General features: G+C 59.4%; 12 protein-coding genes and 1 pseudogene. 5 read left to right on the top strand and 8 right to left on the bottom strand.

Annotated features, from left to right (window positions below; genetic code table 11):
* Positions 1 to 11 precede the first annotated feature (11 nt).
* The 4 genes and pseudogenes from BN1189_RS08750 to BN1189_RS08735 all read right to left on the bottom strand — a co-directional run.
* Positions 12 to 1,505 (bottom strand): annotated as a pseudogene (locus tag BN1189_RS08750) (DNA topoisomerase); the annotation flags it as partial.
* Positions 1,400 to 3,550 (bottom strand): DNA topoisomerase III, encoded by a 2,151-nt coding sequence (locus BN1189_RS08745; RefSeq protein WP_082194206.1) that lies wholly within the window; start codon positions 3,548 to 3,550, stop codon positions 1,400 to 1,402. The gene BN1189_RS08745 and the pseudogene BN1189_RS08750, both read right to left, overlap by 106 nt.
* Before the next feature lie 53 nt (positions 3,551 to 3,603).
* Positions 3,604 to 5,136, bottom strand: coding sequence for a DNA topoisomerase III (topB, locus tag BN1189_RS08740; RefSeq protein WP_441296268.1), 1,533 nt, complete (start codon positions 5,134 to 5,136; stop codon positions 3,604 to 3,606).
* A 305-nt stretch (positions 5,137 to 5,441) separates the two neighbouring features.
* Positions 5,442 to 7,394: a cation:proton antiporter gene (locus BN1189_RS08735; RefSeq protein WP_040227466.1), complete on the bottom strand. Its 1,953-nt coding sequence runs from the start codon at positions 7,392 to 7,394 to the stop codon at positions 5,442 to 5,444.
* Positions 7,395 to 8,756: 1,362 nt separating this feature from the next.
* Between BN1189_RS08735 and BN1189_RS08725 the strand changes: the two genes are divergently transcribed.
* Positions 8,757 to 9,575: a hypothetical protein gene (locus BN1189_RS08725; protein ID WP_052455772.1), complete on the top strand. Its 819-nt coding sequence runs from the start codon at positions 8,757 to 8,759 to the stop codon at positions 9,573 to 9,575.
* 61 nt (positions 9,576 to 9,636) lie between these two features.
* Entirely contained in the window at positions 9,637 to 9,825 is a 189-nt protein-coding gene (locus BN1189_RS08720; protein ID WP_040227463.1) for an SE1832 family protein, read from the top strand.
* A gap of 56 nt (positions 9,826 to 9,881) precedes the next feature.
* Here the strand turns inward: BN1189_RS08720 and BN1189_RS08715 are convergent, their stop codons facing one another.
* The 3 genes from BN1189_RS08715 to BN1189_RS08705 all read right to left on the bottom strand — a co-directional run bounded on the left by BN1189_RS08715 (position 9,882) and on the right by BN1189_RS08705 (position 14,578).
* Positions 9,882 to 11,342 carry a phospholipase D family protein gene (locus BN1189_RS08715; RefSeq protein ID WP_040227462.1) on the bottom strand — a complete coding sequence of 487 codons (1,461 nt, stop codon included), beginning with the start codon at positions 11,340 to 11,342 and terminating at the stop codon, positions 9,882 to 9,884.
* 225 nt (positions 11,343 to 11,567) lie between these two features.
* Positions 11,568 to 12,116 carry an RNA polymerase sigma factor gene (locus tag BN1189_RS08710; RefSeq protein WP_040227460.1) on the bottom strand — a complete coding sequence of 183 codons (549 nt, stop codon included), beginning with the start codon at positions 12,114 to 12,116 and terminating at the stop codon, positions 11,568 to 11,570.
* 1,202 nt (positions 12,117 to 13,318) lie between these two features.
* Positions 13,319 to 14,578 carry a hemolysin family protein gene (locus BN1189_RS08705; RefSeq protein WP_040227459.1) on the bottom strand — a complete coding sequence of 420 codons (1,260 nt, stop codon included), beginning with the start codon at positions 14,576 to 14,578 and terminating at the stop codon, positions 13,319 to 13,321.
* 160 nt (positions 14,579 to 14,738) lie between these two features.
* Between BN1189_RS08705 and BN1189_RS08700 the strand changes: the two genes are divergently transcribed.
* Entirely contained in the window at positions 14,739 to 16,130 is a 1,392-nt protein-coding gene (locus BN1189_RS08700; RefSeq protein ID WP_040227457.1) for a dipeptidase, read from the top strand.
* On the opposite strand, the gene BN1189_RS08695 is transcribed toward BN1189_RS08700, so the two are convergent.
* On the bottom strand, positions 16,091 to 16,696 hold the full coding sequence (locus tag BN1189_RS08695) for a nitroreductase family protein (RefSeq protein ID WP_040227455.1): 606 nt from the start codon (positions 16,694 to 16,696) through the stop codon (positions 16,091 to 16,093). The genes BN1189_RS08700 and BN1189_RS08695 overlap by 40 nt on opposite strands.
* Before the next feature lie 63 nt (positions 16,697 to 16,759).
* On the opposite strand from BN1189_RS08695, the gene BN1189_RS08690 reads away from it, so the two are divergent.
* Positions 16,760 to 17,317: a glycerol-3-phosphate acyltransferase gene (locus BN1189_RS08690; protein ID WP_052455771.1), complete on the top strand. Its 558-nt coding sequence runs from the start codon at positions 16,760 to 16,762 to the stop codon at positions 17,315 to 17,317.
* A gap of 130 nt (positions 17,318 to 17,447) precedes the next feature.
* The coding region (locus BN1189_RS08685) for a DegV family protein (RefSeq protein WP_040227453.1) at positions 17,448 to 17,964 on the top strand (517 nt) is incomplete at its 3' end.

Here is a 17,964-nt window from a genome sequence, read left to right as displayed (position 1 = left end):
CCTCCTTTCCGTCAGTCTTTGTTTTCCAGCAGTTTCTTCAAGGCCTCGGCCATCGCCGTGTTGGCCGGTTCTTCCTGCTGTTTCATGTATTTTTGCATGTCCCGCCTGGAAGCTTTGCCGGTGTTCGACTTCGCTTTCCGCTTTTCGAAGGCGGACAGCTTTTCGCGGTAGCCGCACCGGCAAGTGAAGATCCGGCCCTCCCCTTCCCCGCGGAGTTCGAGCTTCTTGTGGCAGTTCGGGCAGCGGGCGTTCGTGAGCTGGGACACGCGCTGGCGGTGTCCGCATTCGCGGTCCTGGCAGACGAGCATCTTGCCGCGCTTGCCGTTCACTTCCAGCATCGGCTTGCCGCAGTCCGGGCACATTTTGCCGGTAACATTGTCGTGTTTGAACTTCTTGTCGGACGCTTTCACTTCCGATACCGCCTGCTTTGCAAATGCGGTCATTTCGTCCATGAATTTCTTTTTCGGCAGTTCGCCTTTCGCGATCTTCGTGAGCTTCTGTTCCCACTCGCCGGTGAGCGCGGGCGATTTCAGGTCTTCCGGGACGAGCTCGAGCAGCTGGCGGCCCTTGGAAGTCGTGTAAATGTCATTGCCTTTCTTCTCGATGACGAATGAATTAAACAGCTTGTCGATGATGTCGGCACGGGTCGCGACGGTTCCGAGCCCGCCGGTTTCCCCGAGCGTGCGGATCAGGTCCTTCGACTCGCCGGCCATGAACTGCGCCGGGTTTTCCATCGCCGCGAGGAGCGTGCCTTCATTGAACCGCGCTGGCGGCTTCGTCTGCCCTTCCGTCATGGAAAACGCCCGGATGCCGAGCTTCTCGCCTTTTTCAAACGGAGGCAGCGTCTTGTCGTCCTCTTCTTCCGCGTCGAGCCCGTACACCGCACGCCAGCCTTCGTCCTTGATCGTCCGTCCCTTCGCATGGAAGCGCTCGCCGCCCGCTTCGAGCACGGCGGTCACCGCTTCATATCGGTAAGCTCCCGAGAAGACGGCGAGGAACCGCTTGACGATGAGGTCGAACAGCCGCTTCTCCGCGTCGGACATCCGCTCGAGCACCGCCGGCTCCTCGGTCGGGATGATGGCGTGGTGATCGCTCACTTTCCCGTCGTCGATGACGCCTTTCTGCGGCTTCGGCACGCCGGCCCTCATGATCGCCGCGACGTCTTTCCGGTACGGCGCAAGACGGACGGCGTCCAGCCGGTCCTTCAGCGTATCGGCCATGTCGGACGTGAGATGCTTGGAGTCCGTCCGCGGGTACGTTACCGCTTTGTGCGTCTCATACAGGCCCTGGAGCGTGTTGAGCGTCTCCTTCGCCGACCAGCCCCATCGCTTGTGCGCCTCCTTCTGCAGTTCCGTCAAGTCGAATAAAGGCGGAGCCGGCTGCTGTTTCGGCGTGCGCTTCACTTCCGTGATCGTGCCTTCATGAAGTCGTTCGAGCTTCCCGAGGACCTGTTCGGCTTCATTCCGGTCGAACGTGCGTCCGTCGCCGGATTTTCCGCCGGCCCACGTGAACCGTCCGGAGTCGGTGAGCGCCTGGACGCCGTAGAACGACTTCGGCTTGAATCCNCTTCCCCGCGGAGTTCGAGCTTCTTGTGGCAGTTCGGGCAGCGGGCGTTCGTGAGCTGGGACACGCGCTGGCGGTGTCCGCATTCGCGGTCCTGGCAGACGAGCATCTTGCCGCGCTTGCCGTTCACTTCCAGCATCGGCTTGCCGCAGTCCGGGCACATTTTGCCGGTAACATTGTCGTGTTTGAACTTCTTGTCGGACGCTTTCACTTCCGATACCGCCTGCTTTGCAAATGCGGTCATTTCGTCCATGAATTTCTTTTTCGGCAGTTCGCCTTTCGCGATCTTCGTGAGCTTCTGTTCCCACTCGCCGGTGAGCGCGGGCGATTTCAGGTCTTCCGGGACGAGCTCGAGCAGCTGGCGGCCCTTGGAAGTCGTGTAAATGTCATTGCCTTTCTTCTCGATGACGAATGAATTAAACAGCTTGTCGATGATGTCGGCACGGGTCGCGACGGTTCCGAGCCCGCCGGTTTCCCCGAGCGTGCGGATCAGGTCCTTCGACTCGCCGGCCATGAACTGCGCCGGGTTTTCCATCGCCGCGAGGAGCGTGCCTTCATTGAACCGCGCTGGCGGCTTCGTCTGCCCTTCCGTCATGGAAAACGCCCGGATGCCGAGCTTCTCGCCTTTTTCAAACGGAGGCAGCGTCTTGTCGTCCTCTTCTTCCGCGTCGAGCCCGTACACCGCACGCCAGCCTTCGTCCTTGATCGTCCGTCCCTTCGCATGGAAGCGCTCGCCGCCCGCTTCGAGCACGGCGGTCACCGCTTCATATCGGTAAGCTCCCGAGAAGACGGCGAGGAACCGCTTGACGATGAGGTCGAACAGCCGCTTCTCCGCGTCGGACATCCGCTCGAGCACCGCCGGCTCCTCGGTCGGGATGATGGCGTGGTGATCGCTCACTTTCCCGTCGTCGATGACGCCTTTCTGCGGCTTCGGCACGCCGGCCCTCATGATCGCCGCGACGTCTTTCCGGTACGGCGCAAGACGGACGGCGTCCAGCCGGTCCTTCAGCGTATCGGCCATGTCGGACGTGAGATGCTTGGAGTCCGTCCGCGGGTACGTTACCGCTTTGTGCGTCTCATACAGGCCCTGGAGCGTGTTGAGCGTCTCCTTCGCCGACCAGCCCCATCGCTTGTGCGCCTCCTTCTGCAGTTCCGTCAAGTCGAATAAAGGCGGAGCCGGCTGCTGTTTCGGCGTGCGCTTCACTTCCGTGATCGTGCCTTCATGAAGTCGTTCGAGCTTCCCGAGGACCTGTTCGGCTTCATTCCGGTCGAACGTGCGTCCGTCGCCGGATTTTCCGCCGGCCCACGTGAACCGTCCGGAGTCGGTGAGCGCCTGGACGCCGTAGAACGACTTCGGCTTGAATCCGTTGATCTGGCGCTCCCGCTCCGCGATCATTGCGAGCGTCGGCGTCTGGACGCGGCCGGTCGACAGCTGGGCGTTGTGCTTCACGGTCAGGGCGCGCGTCGCGTTGATCCCGACGACCCAGTCGGCCTCCGCCCGGGCTTCCGCCGCCCGGAACAGATTGTCGTATTCGCGGCCGTCCTTGAGGTGATTGAACCCGTCGCGGATCGCCTTGTCCGTGACAGACGAGATCCACAGCCGCCGGATCGGCTTTTTTGATTTCGCTTTCTCCAGGATCCAGCGGGCGACGAGCTCCCCTTCGCGACCGGCGTCCGTCGCGATGATGACATCCTTCACGTCTCCGCGGTTCAGAAGCGCCTTGACGGCATTGTACTGCTTCGTCGTCTGGCGGATCGGCATGAGCTTGAACGGATCGGGAAGGATCGGCAGGTCTTCCATTTTCCATTCCTTGTAGCCCGGGTTGTACTGTTCGGGGTCGGCCTGTGTGACGAGGTGGCCGAGCGCCCAGGTGACGATATATTTCGGCCCTTCGAGCGAGCCGTTCCCTTTCTGGTTGCATCCGAGCACGCGGGCGATATCCCGGGCGACGGACGGCTTTTCTGCAAGCACCAATGATTTCGACAAAACGTTGCACTCCTCTCATACAGTTTGAATTATACAAGACAATAGGACGGATTTCATCGGGCGGGCGTTGACACACAGGAGGCGAGTGTCATCGGAGCGGGTTTGAGTGTAATCGGAGGACAGCCGAGTGTCATCGGAACGGGTTTGAGTGTAACCGGAGGACAGCCGGGTGTCATCGGAGCGGGGCCGGTTGCAATTCCCGCATGTGTCACGCGNGCCCGGATGCCGAGCTTCTCGCCTTTTTCAAACGGAGGCAGCGTCTTGTCGTCCTCTTCTTCCGCGTCGAGCCCGTACACCGCACGCCAGCCTTCGTCCTTGATCGTCCGTCCCTTCGCATGGAAGCGCTCGCCGCCCGCTTCGAGCACGGCGGTCACCGCTTCATATCGGTAAGCTCCCGAGAAGACGGCGAGGAACCGCTTGACGATGAGGTCGAACAGCCGCTTCTCCGCGTCGGACATCCGCTCGAGCACCGCCGGCTCCTCGGTCGGGATGATGGCGTGGTGATCGCTCACTTTCCCGTCGTCGATGACGCCTTTCTGCGGCTTCGGCACGCCGGCCCTCATGATCGCCGCGACGTCTTTCCGGTACGGCGCAAGACGGACGGCGTCCAGCCGGTCCTTCAGCGTATCGGCCATGTCGGACGTGAGATGCTTGGAGTCCGTCCGCGGGTACGTTACCGCTTTGTGCGTCTCATACAGGCCCTGGAGCGTGTTGAGCGTCTCCTTCGCCGACCAGCCCCATCGCTTGTGCGCCTCCTTCTGCAGTTCCGTCAAGTCGAATAAAGGCGGAGCCGGCTGCTGTTTCGGCGTGCGCTTCACTTCCGTGATCGTGCCTTCATGAAGTCGTTCGAGCTTCCCGAGGACCTGTTCGGCTTCATTCCGGTCGAACGTGCGTCCGTCGCCGGATTTTCCGCCGGCCCACGTGAACCGTCCGGAGTCGGTGAGCGCCTGGACGCCGTAGAACGACTTCGGCTTGAATCCGTTGATCTGGCGCTCCCGCTCCGCGATCATTGCGAGCGTCGGCGTCTGGACGCGGCCGGTCGACAGCTGGGCGTTGTGCTTCACGGTCAGGGCGCGCGTCGCGTTGATCCCGACGACCCAGTCGGCCTCCGCCCGGGCTTCCGCCGCCCGGAACAGATTGTCGTATTCGCGGCCGTCCTTGAGGTGATTGAACCCGTCGCGGATCGCCTTGTCCGTGACAGACGAGATCCACAGCCGCCGGATCGGCTTTTTTGATTTCGCTTTCTCCAGGATCCAGCGGGCGACGAGCTCCCCTTCGCGACCGGCGTCCGTCGCGATGATGACATCCTTCACGTCTCCGCGGTTCAGAAGCGCCTTGACGGCATTGTACTGCTTCGTCGTCTGGCGGATCGGCATGAGCTTGAACGGATCGGGAAGGATCGGCAGGTCTTCCATTTTCCATTCCTTGTAGCCCGGGTTGTACTGTTCGGGGTCGGCCTGTGTGACGAGGTGGCCGAGCGCCCAGGTGACGATATATTTCGGCCCTTCGAGCGAGCCGTTCCCTTTCTGGTTGCATCCGAGCACGCGGGCGATATCCCGGGCGACGGACGGCTTTTCTGCAAGCACCAATGATTTCGACAAAACGTTGCACTCCTCTCATACAGTTTGAATTATACAAGACAATAGGACGGATTTCATCGGGCGGGCGTTGACACACAGGAGGCGAGTGTCATCGGAGCGGGTTTGAGTGTAATCGGAGGACAGCCGAGTGTCATCGGAACGGGTTTGAGTGTAACCGGAGGACAGCCGGGTGTCATCGGAGCGGGGCCGGTTGCAATTCCCGCATGTGTCACGCGGATTTCTTCTCCTACTGAACATGCAAAAGCCGGGGACAGAATCGGATCTGTCCCCGGCCGTGCCGGTCTGTTCATTCATTTCATGGCGGAGTCGGGTGCGGGGCCGGGAAGCGGGGCGACGGGGCCGTTGCCGCCGACGCCGCTGCTCAGCTTGCGCTCGATCTCGGACCGGTCGGCGGTTTTCGCGCCGTCGGTCTTTTCTTCAAGTCGTTCTTTCACCTTGTCGACCGTCTTGTCCGGCGGGGAGAGGGAAACGACAATGTCCCCCGCTTCCGCGCCGATCTCCTTGCCCGGGGAGTACAGGTCGATGCGGCCGTCTTTCCTCAGGATGTACAGGAGGACCGGGCTTTCGTCCCGCTCGCGCAAGTACTGCGTATACGTGTAGCGGTCCGTGATCGGCGTCTTGCGGATCACATGGCCCGAACGGATGCGGGCATCCAGCCGGGCGACCGGAAGCGCCGGATCGAACAGGAATTTGCCCGGAGAGCGGACGAGCCGGACGCCTTCCACGCCGTAGCGCTTCGGGTCCCCGCGGAGGCCCGCCCGGTAGACCGAATCGTTCCCGAGATCATGTGCGAAGTCGCTGCAGACGCGGGCGTTGTACAGGTCCATATGGGTCAGGGACAGCATGTACTGGTACGGCGTCAGGTCGAACCGGTAGTCGACCTGTTCAGACAGGACGTCCCCCGCGAGCACATCGACACCGAGCTTTCTCGCTTCGGACAGGTCGTGCCATGTGTCATCCATGATCGCGGCCGGCTTGCCGTCATCTTTCAGCGACTTGGCGAACCGGGCGCTGAACAGCCCGCCGCCGATGACGAGCACGCCGGAGGAATCGGATGCCACGAGATTGAGCTTCTTCGCAAGCGGTCCGAGCGTGAATCCGTGGACGAGCACAGTGCCGAACACGAGGGCGAATGTGAGCGCCGTCAGCATTTCGGCATCCTCGTATCCGTGCTCAAGCAGGATCGACGCAAAATACCCGGACACCGTGAGCGCCACGATGCCGCGCGGGGCGATCCAGCTGACGAGCGTGCGTTCGCGGTTCGTCAGGTCGGTGCCGATCGTCGACAGCCAGATCGACAGCGGGCGGACGAGGAACAGGGTCGCCAGGACGAACGCGATGATCCTCGGCTGGAAGATCCCGAGCAGCGTGTCGACATGGAGCGAAGCCGTCAGCATAACGAAAATGTACGACACGAGGAGAACCGAGATATTCTCCTTGAAATGCCGGATATCGTCGATCGAGGACAGGTGCATGTTCGCCATTGTCATCCCCATGACCGTGACCGCGAGCAGCCCTGTCTCATCCATCACTTCATTGGACAGGACGAAGACGAACAGGACGGCCGCAAACAGCACGGGCGACTTCAGGAACTCCGGCACCTTGTCGCGTTCGAACGACCGCCCGAGCCCCCAGCCGAAAAACCATCCGAGGACGCCGGCGAATGCCGAAGCGGCGAAGAAGAGCAGAATGCCCCCGCCCGTCAGATCTCCTCCGACGTAGCGGATCGTCTGGAATGCAAACAGCGCGACGAGCGCGCCGAACGGGTCGACGACGATCCCTTCCCATTTCAGGATGGCCGCGACGCGCGGCTTCAGTCGCGCCTGCCGGAGAAGCGGCAGGATGACGGTCGGCCCCGTCACGATGAAGAGGCCCCCGATGACGAATGCCACTTCCCAGCTCAGCCCCGCGACGTAGTGCGCCGCGAGCGATCCGAGGATCCACGCGAGGAATGCCCCGGCCGTGACGATCCGGCCGACAGGCTTGGAAAATCCGCGGATTTCACGGAAATCCAGATTGAGGCTGCCCTCAAACAGGATGATCGCCACGGCGATCGAAATAATCGGGGTGAAGAAATCCCCGAGTCCCTGTTCGGGATTGATAAGCCCGAACACCGGTCCGACGAGCAGACCGGCGACGGACATGACGACGATCGCGGGCAGGCGGAGCTTCCACGCCACCCACTGCGACCCGATTCCGAGCGCGCCGATCATCATCATGTCGAACAGAAATGAACCGAACATCTGCGGTTCCCCCTTCCCCGGTTCCTCGGAAAATAAGTCTCAGTTTACCACATCCCCGCCCGACTTCCAGCCCGAAGCCTCATAATCTTGCACCCCGTCCCATATGTTGGACAGGAACACAGTTTGCAAGCCAGAAAGGGTGAAGACCTTGACCGGACAAGCAAAGAAGACCGCCGTTCTCCAATGTACGGATCCGCTGGCCCCTTCCGGCTACCGGGCGAGGCGCGCCGTCCGCATTGCACAATCGCTCAAAGAGGCCGGAATCGACGTCATTTTCCTTTCCGGCCACCCCCTCCCGAATGCGGAAGAGGCGGGCTTCCGGACAGAAAAGATCAGCGGCAGGAACGCCCTGCTGACAGCGGTGGAACGACTGCAGCCGGATGTGCTGCTCAGGGACGAGCGGCGCTCGGATCCGGCGGAAGCGGCCGCGCTCAGGCAGCTCGTCCCCGCCATCATCCATTTCGACGACGACGGAGAAGGCAGCTCGGAGGCGGACCTTGTCTTCCGGACCCTTTACCGGGAACCGCGCGGAGAGACGCCTCCGAACGTCGTCACGGGCCCGGCCGGGTTCATCGCCGATCCGAGCCTGCTGCGTCACAGGCGGGCCGGCGTGAAAAAAGAGGCGCCCGGGAACCTTCCGCATATCGTCGTCGCCCACGGGCCGGAAGATCCCGGTGACCTGTCCCGGCGCACGCTCCGGCATTTGACGCAGCTTCAGATTCCCCTGAAAGTGACGGTTCTCCTCGGAGAGGCCTACGCGCATCCCGCCGACCAGCTCCAGATGATGGCGCTCAGCCGGCGGAACGTGAAAGTGAAGCGCATGCCGTACGACTACGGCGAAGAACTCGCCGCGGCGGATATCGTCATCTGCTCTTCCGGACATATTCCATATGATGTCGCCTTCCTCAGCATCCCGTGCATCGTCCTTGCCCAGGACGAGGAAGAGCTTGCGCACGCATTCCCGACCGAGGACAACGGCTTCCTGCCGCTCGGTCTCGGGCGGAAAGTGAAGCAGTCGATGCTCCTGAACGCGGTGATGGAGTACCTGCTCCACGAACCCCGGCGCAGGCGGGCCGTCTCCCGCCAGGCCGCGCTCGGCGTCGAGGACGGCATCGGGGCGGTGAGCGAGGCGGTGTTTTATTACTTGGAATATCCGCCTCGNCAAAGAAGACCGCCGTTCTCCAATGTACGGATCCGCTGGCCCCTTCCGGCTACCGGGCGAGGCGCGCCGTCCGCATTGCACAATCGCTCAAAGAGGCCGGAATCGACGTCATTTTCCTTTCCGGCCACCCCCTCCCGAATGCGGAAGAGGCGGGCTTCCGGACAGAAAAGATCAGCGGCAGGAACGCCCTGCTGACAGCGGTGGAACGACTGCAGCCGGATGTGCTGCTCAGGGACGAGCGGCGCTCGGATCCGGCGGAAGCGGCCGCGCTCAGGCAGCTCGTCCCCGCCATCATCCATTTCGACGACGACGGAGAAGGCAGCTCGGAGGCGGACCTTGTCTTCCGGACCCTTTACCGGGAACCGCGCGGAGAGACGCCTCCGAACGTCGTCACGGGCCCGGCCGGGTTCATCGCCGATCCGAGCCTGCTGCGTCACAGGCGGGCCGGCGTGAAAAAAGAGGCGCCCGGGAACCTTCCGCATATCGTCGTCGCCCACGGGCCGGAAGATCCCGGTGACCTGTCCCGGCGCACGCTCCGGCATTTGACGCAGCTTCAGATTCCCCTGAAAGTGACGGTTCTCCTCGGAGAGGCCTACGCGCATCCCGCCGACCAGCTCCAGATGATGGCGCTCAGCCGGCGGAACGTGAAAGTGAAGCGCATGCCGTACGACTACGGCGAAGAACTCGCCGCGGCGGATATCGTCATCTGCTCTTCCGGACATATTCCATATGATGTCGCCTTCCTCAGCATCCCGTGCATCGTCCTTGCCCAGGACGAGGAAGAGCTTGCGCACGCATTCCCGACCGAGGACAACGGCTTCCTGCCGCTCGGTCTCGGGCGGAAAGTGAAGCAGTCGATGCTCCTGAACGCGGTGATGGAGTACCTGCTCCACGAACCCCGGCGCAGGCGGGCCGTCTCCCGCCAGGCCGCGCTCGGCGTCGAGGACGGCATCGGGGCGGTGAGCGAGGCGGTGTTTTATTACTTGGAATATCCGCCTCGGAGGCCCGCGGACCGCTGACCGCCGGGAGACGCCTTCCGTCCGGTTGTGTTACAATTCAACCGACAAGGAGGCGTTGCAAATGGATAAGCGTTCCCTGGAATACGAGATTGCCGAGCTCAAGATGGACTACATCAGCTTGCAGGGCGATATCGAGAAGCTGGAGTCGACCGGCCACGGCGACCAGGTGGCCAACGCCGAACAGCGGCTGGCCGCCATGGAAGACCGCCTCGCCGAACTGAACCGCCAACTCGATGAACTCGGCGACTGAACGACGGCCCGCACGCCTTGACCGGCGTGCAGGCCGTTTTCTTTTTGATTGATTGTTTAGTAGGTCGTCAGCTTGAGCAGTTCCTGCAGGCCGTAGACGACCCGCTGGAGCTGGGACAGACTGTCGAGCTTTTCATCGGCCTCGATCGTGAACAAGGCATCTTCGTTCGTCCAGAGCCTTTTCAGGTAGGCGTCCATCTCTCCGGCAAGCGGCGAATCCGGCGGTGCGGTGATCCGGATGTTTGATTCCAGGTTGTAGTCGTCAAGCGCCCGGTCGGTCATGTTCGCGGCGCCGCTCGAGATCACCGCCGCATCCGCGGTCTTCACGTAGACGAGCTTCGTATGGTACTGGCCGATCACGGTATTGTAGAACTTCACTTTGATCTTCCCGTCCGACTCCTCGAGCATCTCGTCGACGACCGGCTTGTTCGGCAGGCCGGTTTTCTTGTTGCCGAACGCATTCTCGTTCGGGTCGAGGATGAGCCGGACCTCCGCCCCCCGGTCTTCCGCATCGTAGAGCGCATCGATCACATCCCGGTTGGCGATGTAGAACATGGCAAGCCACACTTCATCCCCTTTTCCGGCCTTGTTGATGTCTTCAAGGACGTGGTCGAGGATCTTCGACTCGGTGATGTACTGGACACCGTATCGTCCGCCGGGTTCTTCTTCCGCTTCGGTGCGCGGGAACTGATCGGGGCCGCCCGAGTAACGGGATACCGCCTCTTCCGCCTCCAGCACATCGTTGATGACCGGGCCGCCCGCCTTGAACGCCACGTTCCCGTGCCAGCCGCTCGCATCGTGGGGATTCCCCGAGTTGACGAGCACCCCTTCCTCCGTCGCGATCACTTTCCGGTGATTCGCCTTCACGTTCAGCAGCTTGAGATAAGAGCGCGCCGTCAATTTCGGCGCCTCGCTCGCCATCGGGTTTGGAAGCCATCCTTCGCCCTTCTGTCCCCACCACTGGAAGAAGATCCGGTACACGCCCGAATATATCGGCGTCGAATCGCGGAGCGGATCCAGTTTCGTCACGATGATATCGACTCCCGCCGCTTCCAGCGCCTTGATCTCCTCCGTCTCATAAGACCCGTAGCCCGTGTTCACCGGATCGGTGATCAGGATGACCGGCATGTCCGGGTTCTCTTCCTTCTTTTTGGTGAGCTTTTTCGTGAGTGTTTCGGCGAGCTCAGGGAAGTCTTCGTTTTCGTCATAATAGCGGTTGTACAGGAAAAAATCCGTCACAACGAACTCTTCGGCCCGGTCGATCATGGCGAACACTTCATCGAATATTTCATTCTCGTGCTGCATGCCCTTTTTGGACTCGGTCTGCGAATAAGTCAGGTCCGTCAGCATCTCCACGTCGTCCGTCCGGTGGATCGCCCCTTCGTAGCTCGTCCCCGCCGGCATCGGCTTGTATGTATGCCAGAGCACCACTCCGATATAAAGAAGTACGAACAGGCAAATGAGGATCGTGAAGACCCTCCGCCTCATCCCCCACTCTTTTTTCTCCTTTTTTCCCATCGGCGACGCCTCCCGTCTCTCTTGCTCATTCATTCCCCAAAGGGCAAGTGCCGCAAACCGGGGAGAGGGTGTGCGGTGAAGCGGGGACTGCGGCAAGGGCCGGAAGACTGCGGCGACTTCCGGCAGATTGAGGGCGGACGGGAACCTGGGTGCAGGTGGTGCGTCCTGTCAGTATCCGGAAAACGGAAAAACCGCAGCCGGGGGACGGCTGCGGTTCGGTATGGATCAGGCGCCGATGTATCCGGACGCGGTTTCGTCCATGAGCATCATTTCCTTCAGGCGCTGCTTTGCCCGGAACAGACGGGACTTCACGGTTCCGATCGACACTTTCATCAAATCGGCAATTTCGATGAGCGAATACTGGTTCACGTAGAAATAAAGCACTGTCTTTTGGTAGATCGCGTCCAGCTCGGCCAATTTCGACTGGACGATCTGCCGCATGTCATCCCGCTCCAGCAGGTCATCGGCAGTCGGATCCGCGCACGGCACGAGATCGAGGATCGGCACATCGAGCGAATCCGGCTGGTCCATCACATGCTGGCTGCGGCGGACCGACTTCCGGTAGCGGTCCCGGAACGTATTCATGCAGATGGTCGTCAGCCATGCCTTTACATGGTCAACGCCTTCCAGCGACTTCTCGTTCCGCACGACTTTGAGCCAAACATCCTGCATCAGATCCTCCGCCTCGTCCTTGTTGCGGGTAAGCTTCAGGCACAGGTGATAAATGAAACGTTCATATTCTTCGTAAATGAGTTCAATTTGTTGACCGGCCATTGCCGATCCCTCCGTTCGTTGTTTCGTTATTAACCTCATTTTCCTATAGCCGGGCCTTACCCTCCATCGGATTCTCTTTCAGTCATATTACAAAGGTGTAAGAGTTGACGAAAGATTGAACGTTGCGGGTAGTCAGCGTGGGCGGCGGAGTTTGATTTGGGGGGGTGTGATTGTGGATGAGGGATTCTAATTGCAAATTGGGGGCGCTAATTGCAAGTTTGGGATTCTAATTGCAAATCAGGAGCGCTAATTGCAAGTTCCGGAATCTAATTGCAAATCGGGGACGCTAATTGCAAATTTCGGATTCTAATCGCAAATCGGGAGCGCTAATTGCAAATCCCAGATTCTAATTGCAAATCGGAGGTGCTAATTGCAAATTTCGGATTCTAATTGCAAATCGGGGGCGCTAATTGCAAGTTTGGAATCAGATAGAGTTGGCTAATCGAAATTCCCTATCCCCCTATTTCAAATCCACCCACCATATTGTAATTCTCCTCTCCATATTTCAAATCCACCCGCCATATTGTAATCTTCCTCTCTATATTTCAAATCCGCCCGTCATATTGTAATTCCCCTCTCCTTATTTCAAATCCATCCGCCATATTGTAATTCCCCTCTCCTTATTTCAAATCCGACCGCCATATTGTAATCTCCCTCTCCTTATTTCAAATCCACAAGCCATATTGTAATTCCTCACTCTATATTTCAAATCCACCCACCATATTGTAATTCTCCTCTCCATATTTCAAATCCACCCACCATATTGTAATTCTCCTCTCCATATTTCAAATCCACCCGCCATATTGTAATCTTCCTCTCCATATTTCAAATCCACCTACCATATTGTAATCTTCCTCTCCATATTTCAAATCCACCCGCCATATTGTAATCTTCCTCTCCATATTTCAAATCCATCCGCCTTATTGTAATCCCCCTCTCCATATTTCAAATCCGCACGCCATATTGTAATTCTCCTCTCTATACTTCAAATCCACACGCCATGTTGTAATTCCTCTCTATATTTCAAATCCGCCAGCCATATTGTAATCCCCCTCTCCATATTTCAAATCCACTCGCCATATTGTAATCTCCCTCTCCTTATTTCAAATCCACCCATCATAAATTCCCCTCTCCCCTCCACCTTTCCCGCAAAAAAACGCCCTTGGTGCAGGCTGTTTCACCTGCTCTAAGGGCGGTTTCTTTCACTCTTCTGTTCCCGCAGCTTGTTCCTGGCTGTTTGTGCGTTTGGTGATGAGCATGCGGGTGATGCGGTTGCGGTTCATTTCTTCGATGATGATGTCGAGGTTGCCGGCCGTGAATTTTTCGCCGGGTTCGGGGATGTGGCCGAGCTGCTGGAGGACGAAGCCGCCGACGGTTTCGTGGTCGCCCGGCATTTCTTTTCTGAACGATTCCTTGATGTCATCGAGTTCCAGCCGGCCGGAGCATTCGAGCCTGGAGTCGGTCATTTCGTAGACGAGCACTTCGTCTTCCTGGTCGGTCTCGTCTTCGATGTCCTGGCCAATCATCTCTTCGATGATGTCTTCGTGGGTCACGATGCCGAGCGTGCCGCCGTATTCGTCGAGCACGACAGCGATGTGCTTCTTCTTCGCGAGCATCATCTTGAAGACTCGCTCGACGCTCAGCGTTTCGACGACGAACAGCGGTTCCCGGTCCATGATGTCTTCGAGCTTCATCTCCGGCCTCATCGACCATTCGATCAGCGCCTTCGAATAAAACATGCCGACGATGTTGTCCATGTTGTCAACGAAGACCGGATAGCGCGTGTACCAGTGGTCGAGAATCGTGTCGCGGACTTCCTCATAAGTCGCGTCAAGCGGAACGCCGACCACTTCTGTGCGGTGTGCCGACATGACGTCCGACACATCCTTTTCCGGGAAGTCGAGCACGCCTTTCAGCCGGATCGATTCGGTCTCTTCGAACGTGCCTTCCGTCGACGCAATGTCGACCATCGAGCGGAGATCTTCCTTCGTCAGCGTCGCTTCTGTCACAGCTCCCCGCGAAATGACCCGGATGAAGACATTCGTGAACAGCGAGAGCAGGTAAGTGAGCGGCGACAGTACGACGACGAGCATCCGGATCACCGGGAACACGAGATACGCCACCCGCTCGGAAAACGTGGCGGCAATCGTCTTCGGCAGCACTTCGCCGAAGATGATGAGCGCGATCGTCAGGACCGTGGTCGCGACACCGACCTGCCAGCCTTTGTCGATGGCGATTGCCGTGAGGAGCGTCGGCAGGAGGATATTGACGATGTTGTTCCCGATCAGGATGGTCGTGATCATGCGGTCCGGCTTGCTGATCAGCTTCATGAGCTTCTCCGCTTTCCGGTCTCCCTGGTCGGCGCGAAGCTGCACTTTCATCTTATTGGTGGCCGTCAGTGCGGTCTCACTGCCCGAGAAGAAGAAGGACAGGAAAAGCAGGATACCCAAGACGATAAACAAAAGCCATTCCTCCTGTGGCTGAAGAGCCAAGTTTACGGTGTATTCAAATTACTTCGTTTCATCATATCATATTCCTTCCCTCTTAAGAGGGAATTGAATCGGCTTTCGGTGTTTCTGTTATACTGGTCAGGAGAATACCGGAAGGAAAAGGAGTGTTCACATGGATCATCTGAAAGAACTGGACGGGTATTTCAGCGAGCATCGGGACGAACATCTGGCGGAGCTGAAGGATTTTCTCAGCATTCCGAGCATCAGCTCGCTTTCGGAACACAAGGAAGACATGAAGCATGCGGCCGACTGGCTCGCCGGCGCACTGAAAGCGGCGGGGCTTGAGAACATCTCAATCGATGAGACGCCCGGCCACCCGGTCGTCTACGGGGACTGGCTTCATGCGGAAGGCCAGCCGACCCTTCTCATCTACGGCCACTACGACGTGCAGCCGGTCGACCCGCTCAATCTTTGGGACAGCGAGCCATTCAAGCCGGAAGAGCGCGACGGCAAGCTGTATGCGCGCGGGGCAAGCGATGACAAGGGCCAGGTGTTCATGCATGTGAAGGCCGTCGAGGCACTGTTCAAGACGAACGGATCGCTCCCGGTGAACGTCAAGTTCTGCATCGAGGGCGAAGAAGAGATCGGCAGCCCGCATCTTCCGAAATACGTCGAAGACCACAAGGACAAGCTCGCGGCGGACGTCATCGTCATTTCCGACACGGGCATGCAGGGGCCGGGGCAGCCGGCGGTCTGCTACGGACTGCGCGGCCTCGCCGGCATCCAGATCGATGTGCGCGGGGCGAAAAGCGACCTCCACTCCGGCCTGTACGGCGGCGGCGTCCGGAACTCGATCGATGCGCTCGTTGAACTGCTTGCCACGTTCAAGGACCAGGAAGGCACGATCACGGTCGACGGCTTCTACGAGAACGTCCGGCCGGCCACCGAAGAAGAGCGAGAGGCGTACCGCAAGCTCGACTTTGACGAAGAGGCATTGAAAAAAGAGCTCGGCGTGAGCGAGCTCTTCGGCGAGCCTGGCTATTCGTACACGGAGCGCACATGGATCCGCCCGACTCTGGAACTCAACGGGATCTTCGGCGGATTTTCCGGGGAAGGCATCAAGACCGTTCTTCCGGCCGAGGCAGGCGCGAAGATCACTTGCCGCCTCGTCCCGGATCAGGATCCGGACGAAATCGTTACCAAGCTCAAAGCCCATATCGAAAAGCACAAGCCGGCCGGAGTCGATGTTTCCGTCACGGAATTCGACAAAGGCAAGCCGTTCCTCACTCCTTACGACCATCCGGCCATCCAGGCTGCGGGCAAATCGTATGAAGCGGTTTACGAGGTTCCGACCGCCTACACGCGCGGCGGGGGTTCGATCCCGATCGTTGCGGCGTTCGATGAAATCCTCGGCCTGCCGGTCGTCCTCATGGGCTTTGGCCTGTCGAGCGAGAACTTCCATGCGCCGAACGAGCACTTCCATCTTGAGAACTTCGACAAGGGCCTCCGGGTGATCGGGGACTATTACTTCGAAGTGTCGGACGCGCTGTCGTCCGCCGAATAAAACGTCACTTTATCTTCAATCGGGGAGTGGTCCCATGCTTTCGGCAAGGCGTCGTAATGGCCGAACTGAAGCATGGCGATGACCCGCTCCCCTGCTTTTGCGCCCAGCGCTTCGCGGAATTTGGGATTGTCCAGGTAGGCCGGTGTCTTGATGCACGTGCCGATGCCCTGCTCCCACGCGAGCAGCTGGGCGTTTTGCATGAATGCCGCAATGGCCATATGATCTTCCAGCCGCTCTTTCTGGCGGGCATCTTCCGGGACAATGACGAATAGGATCGCTCCCGGCGTCATGAACTTGACCGATTGGCGATCGAGCGCTTCCGGCGAGAGCTCACGCCATGTCGGAACGGCGAATTCGCGGATCAGGGCCTGGATATCCTTCAGATTCTCCCCTGCTCCGACGACGAAGCGCCACGGCTCGCGCTTTCCGTGGTTCGGCGCAAAACGGGAATCGGAGAGGATCTCCATGACGGCTTCACGGGAGACGGCTTCCCCGTTGAAGTTTTTGATGGAACGGCGCTCCGTGACAGCTTCACGGACGCTCATGGATGTCGATGTTGGGTTCATTGATCTGCATTCTCCTTCTCTCTGTACTACTATCGATTATAGCAAATGGAGGGGGCGGGTTCGATGTTTATGAAAACGGCGGCTTATCTGGCGGTCTGCTGGGTGGCGGGTACGCTCTTTGCCGCTGTCGCTTGGGGCAAAATGAAGAACATGGACCCGCGGCAGTCAGGAAGCGGAAATCCGGGCGCACGCAATGCGGGCCGGCTGTACGGACGGGCCGGTTTCGCCTCGGTGTTCATTCTGGATGCGCTGAAAGGCGTCGGCGCCGTGCTCGCCGGGCGGCTGATCGGCATGCCGGAAGTGATCGCCGCAGCCGGGGGGCTGATGGCTGTCGCCGGCCATGCCTTTCCGCTGTTCGGCCGGAAAGGGGGCAAAGGCGTCTCGACATTCATCGGGGCAGCACTCGCCTTCTCGCCCGCCGCGTTCATCGGATTTGCCGCCGGCGCGGCCGCTGCCTGGCTGCCCCTCCGGAACGCGGTCCTCGCCATGCCCGGCGGCTTCGCTGCATGGACGCTCGCCCTCCTGTTCGCAGGACGGCTCGAAGCGGGTTGGCCGCTGCTCCTGGCAGCCTCGATCGTGCTGATCCGGCACCGGCCCGATTTCAAGGACGCTTTCAATTGAATAACTTCTATTCGAGGTGCCCGTTGTTATTTCAGTATAGCAACGGGCATCCTTTTAATTTTCAGTCTTTTTAGCGCAGAAGGATGCTATAATAGTAATAGTAATAAGGGGAAGAAATGGAGGGATGGGGATGAAGAAAAAACCGCTTGCGTGGATTGTGGACAGCACCGCACATATCCCACCGGAGCTTGCCGGGCATCCGGATCTGTACGTCGTTCCGCTGAACGTCCATTTCGGGGACAAGTCGTTCGTTGACGGAGTGGACCTCCAGCCGGGAGAATTGTATGAGATGATCCGGACATCCGAAGATTTCCCGAAAACGTCGCAGCCGTCAGCCGGAAAATTCGCAGACCTGTATGACCGGCTTGCAGAAGAGTATGAGCAGGGCATCACCGTGGCGCTCGCCTCCGAGTTGAGCGGCACATACTCATCCGCCGTCACGGGCGTCGCCCTCAGCAGCTTCGACGTCCGGGTGATCGATTCCCGGTCGGTGTCCCACGGCATCACGGGACTCGTCCTTCTCGGGATGAAACTCGGGGAGCAAGGAAAATCAAGGGACGAAATCGCCGACGCCCTCGAGCAGCACGCCGGCGAGGCCCGATCATTCATCTACATCGGACAGCTGAACCAGCTGTACAAAGGCGGAC

Source organism: Bhargavaea cecembensis, from assembly GCF_000826125.2.
Classification (GTDB): Bacteria; Bacillota; Bacilli; order Bacillales_A; family Planococcaceae; genus Bhargavaea; species Bhargavaea cecembensis_B.
Note: the sequence above shows the minus strand (reverse complement) of the source record. Positions and strands in the feature narration are given on the sequence as shown.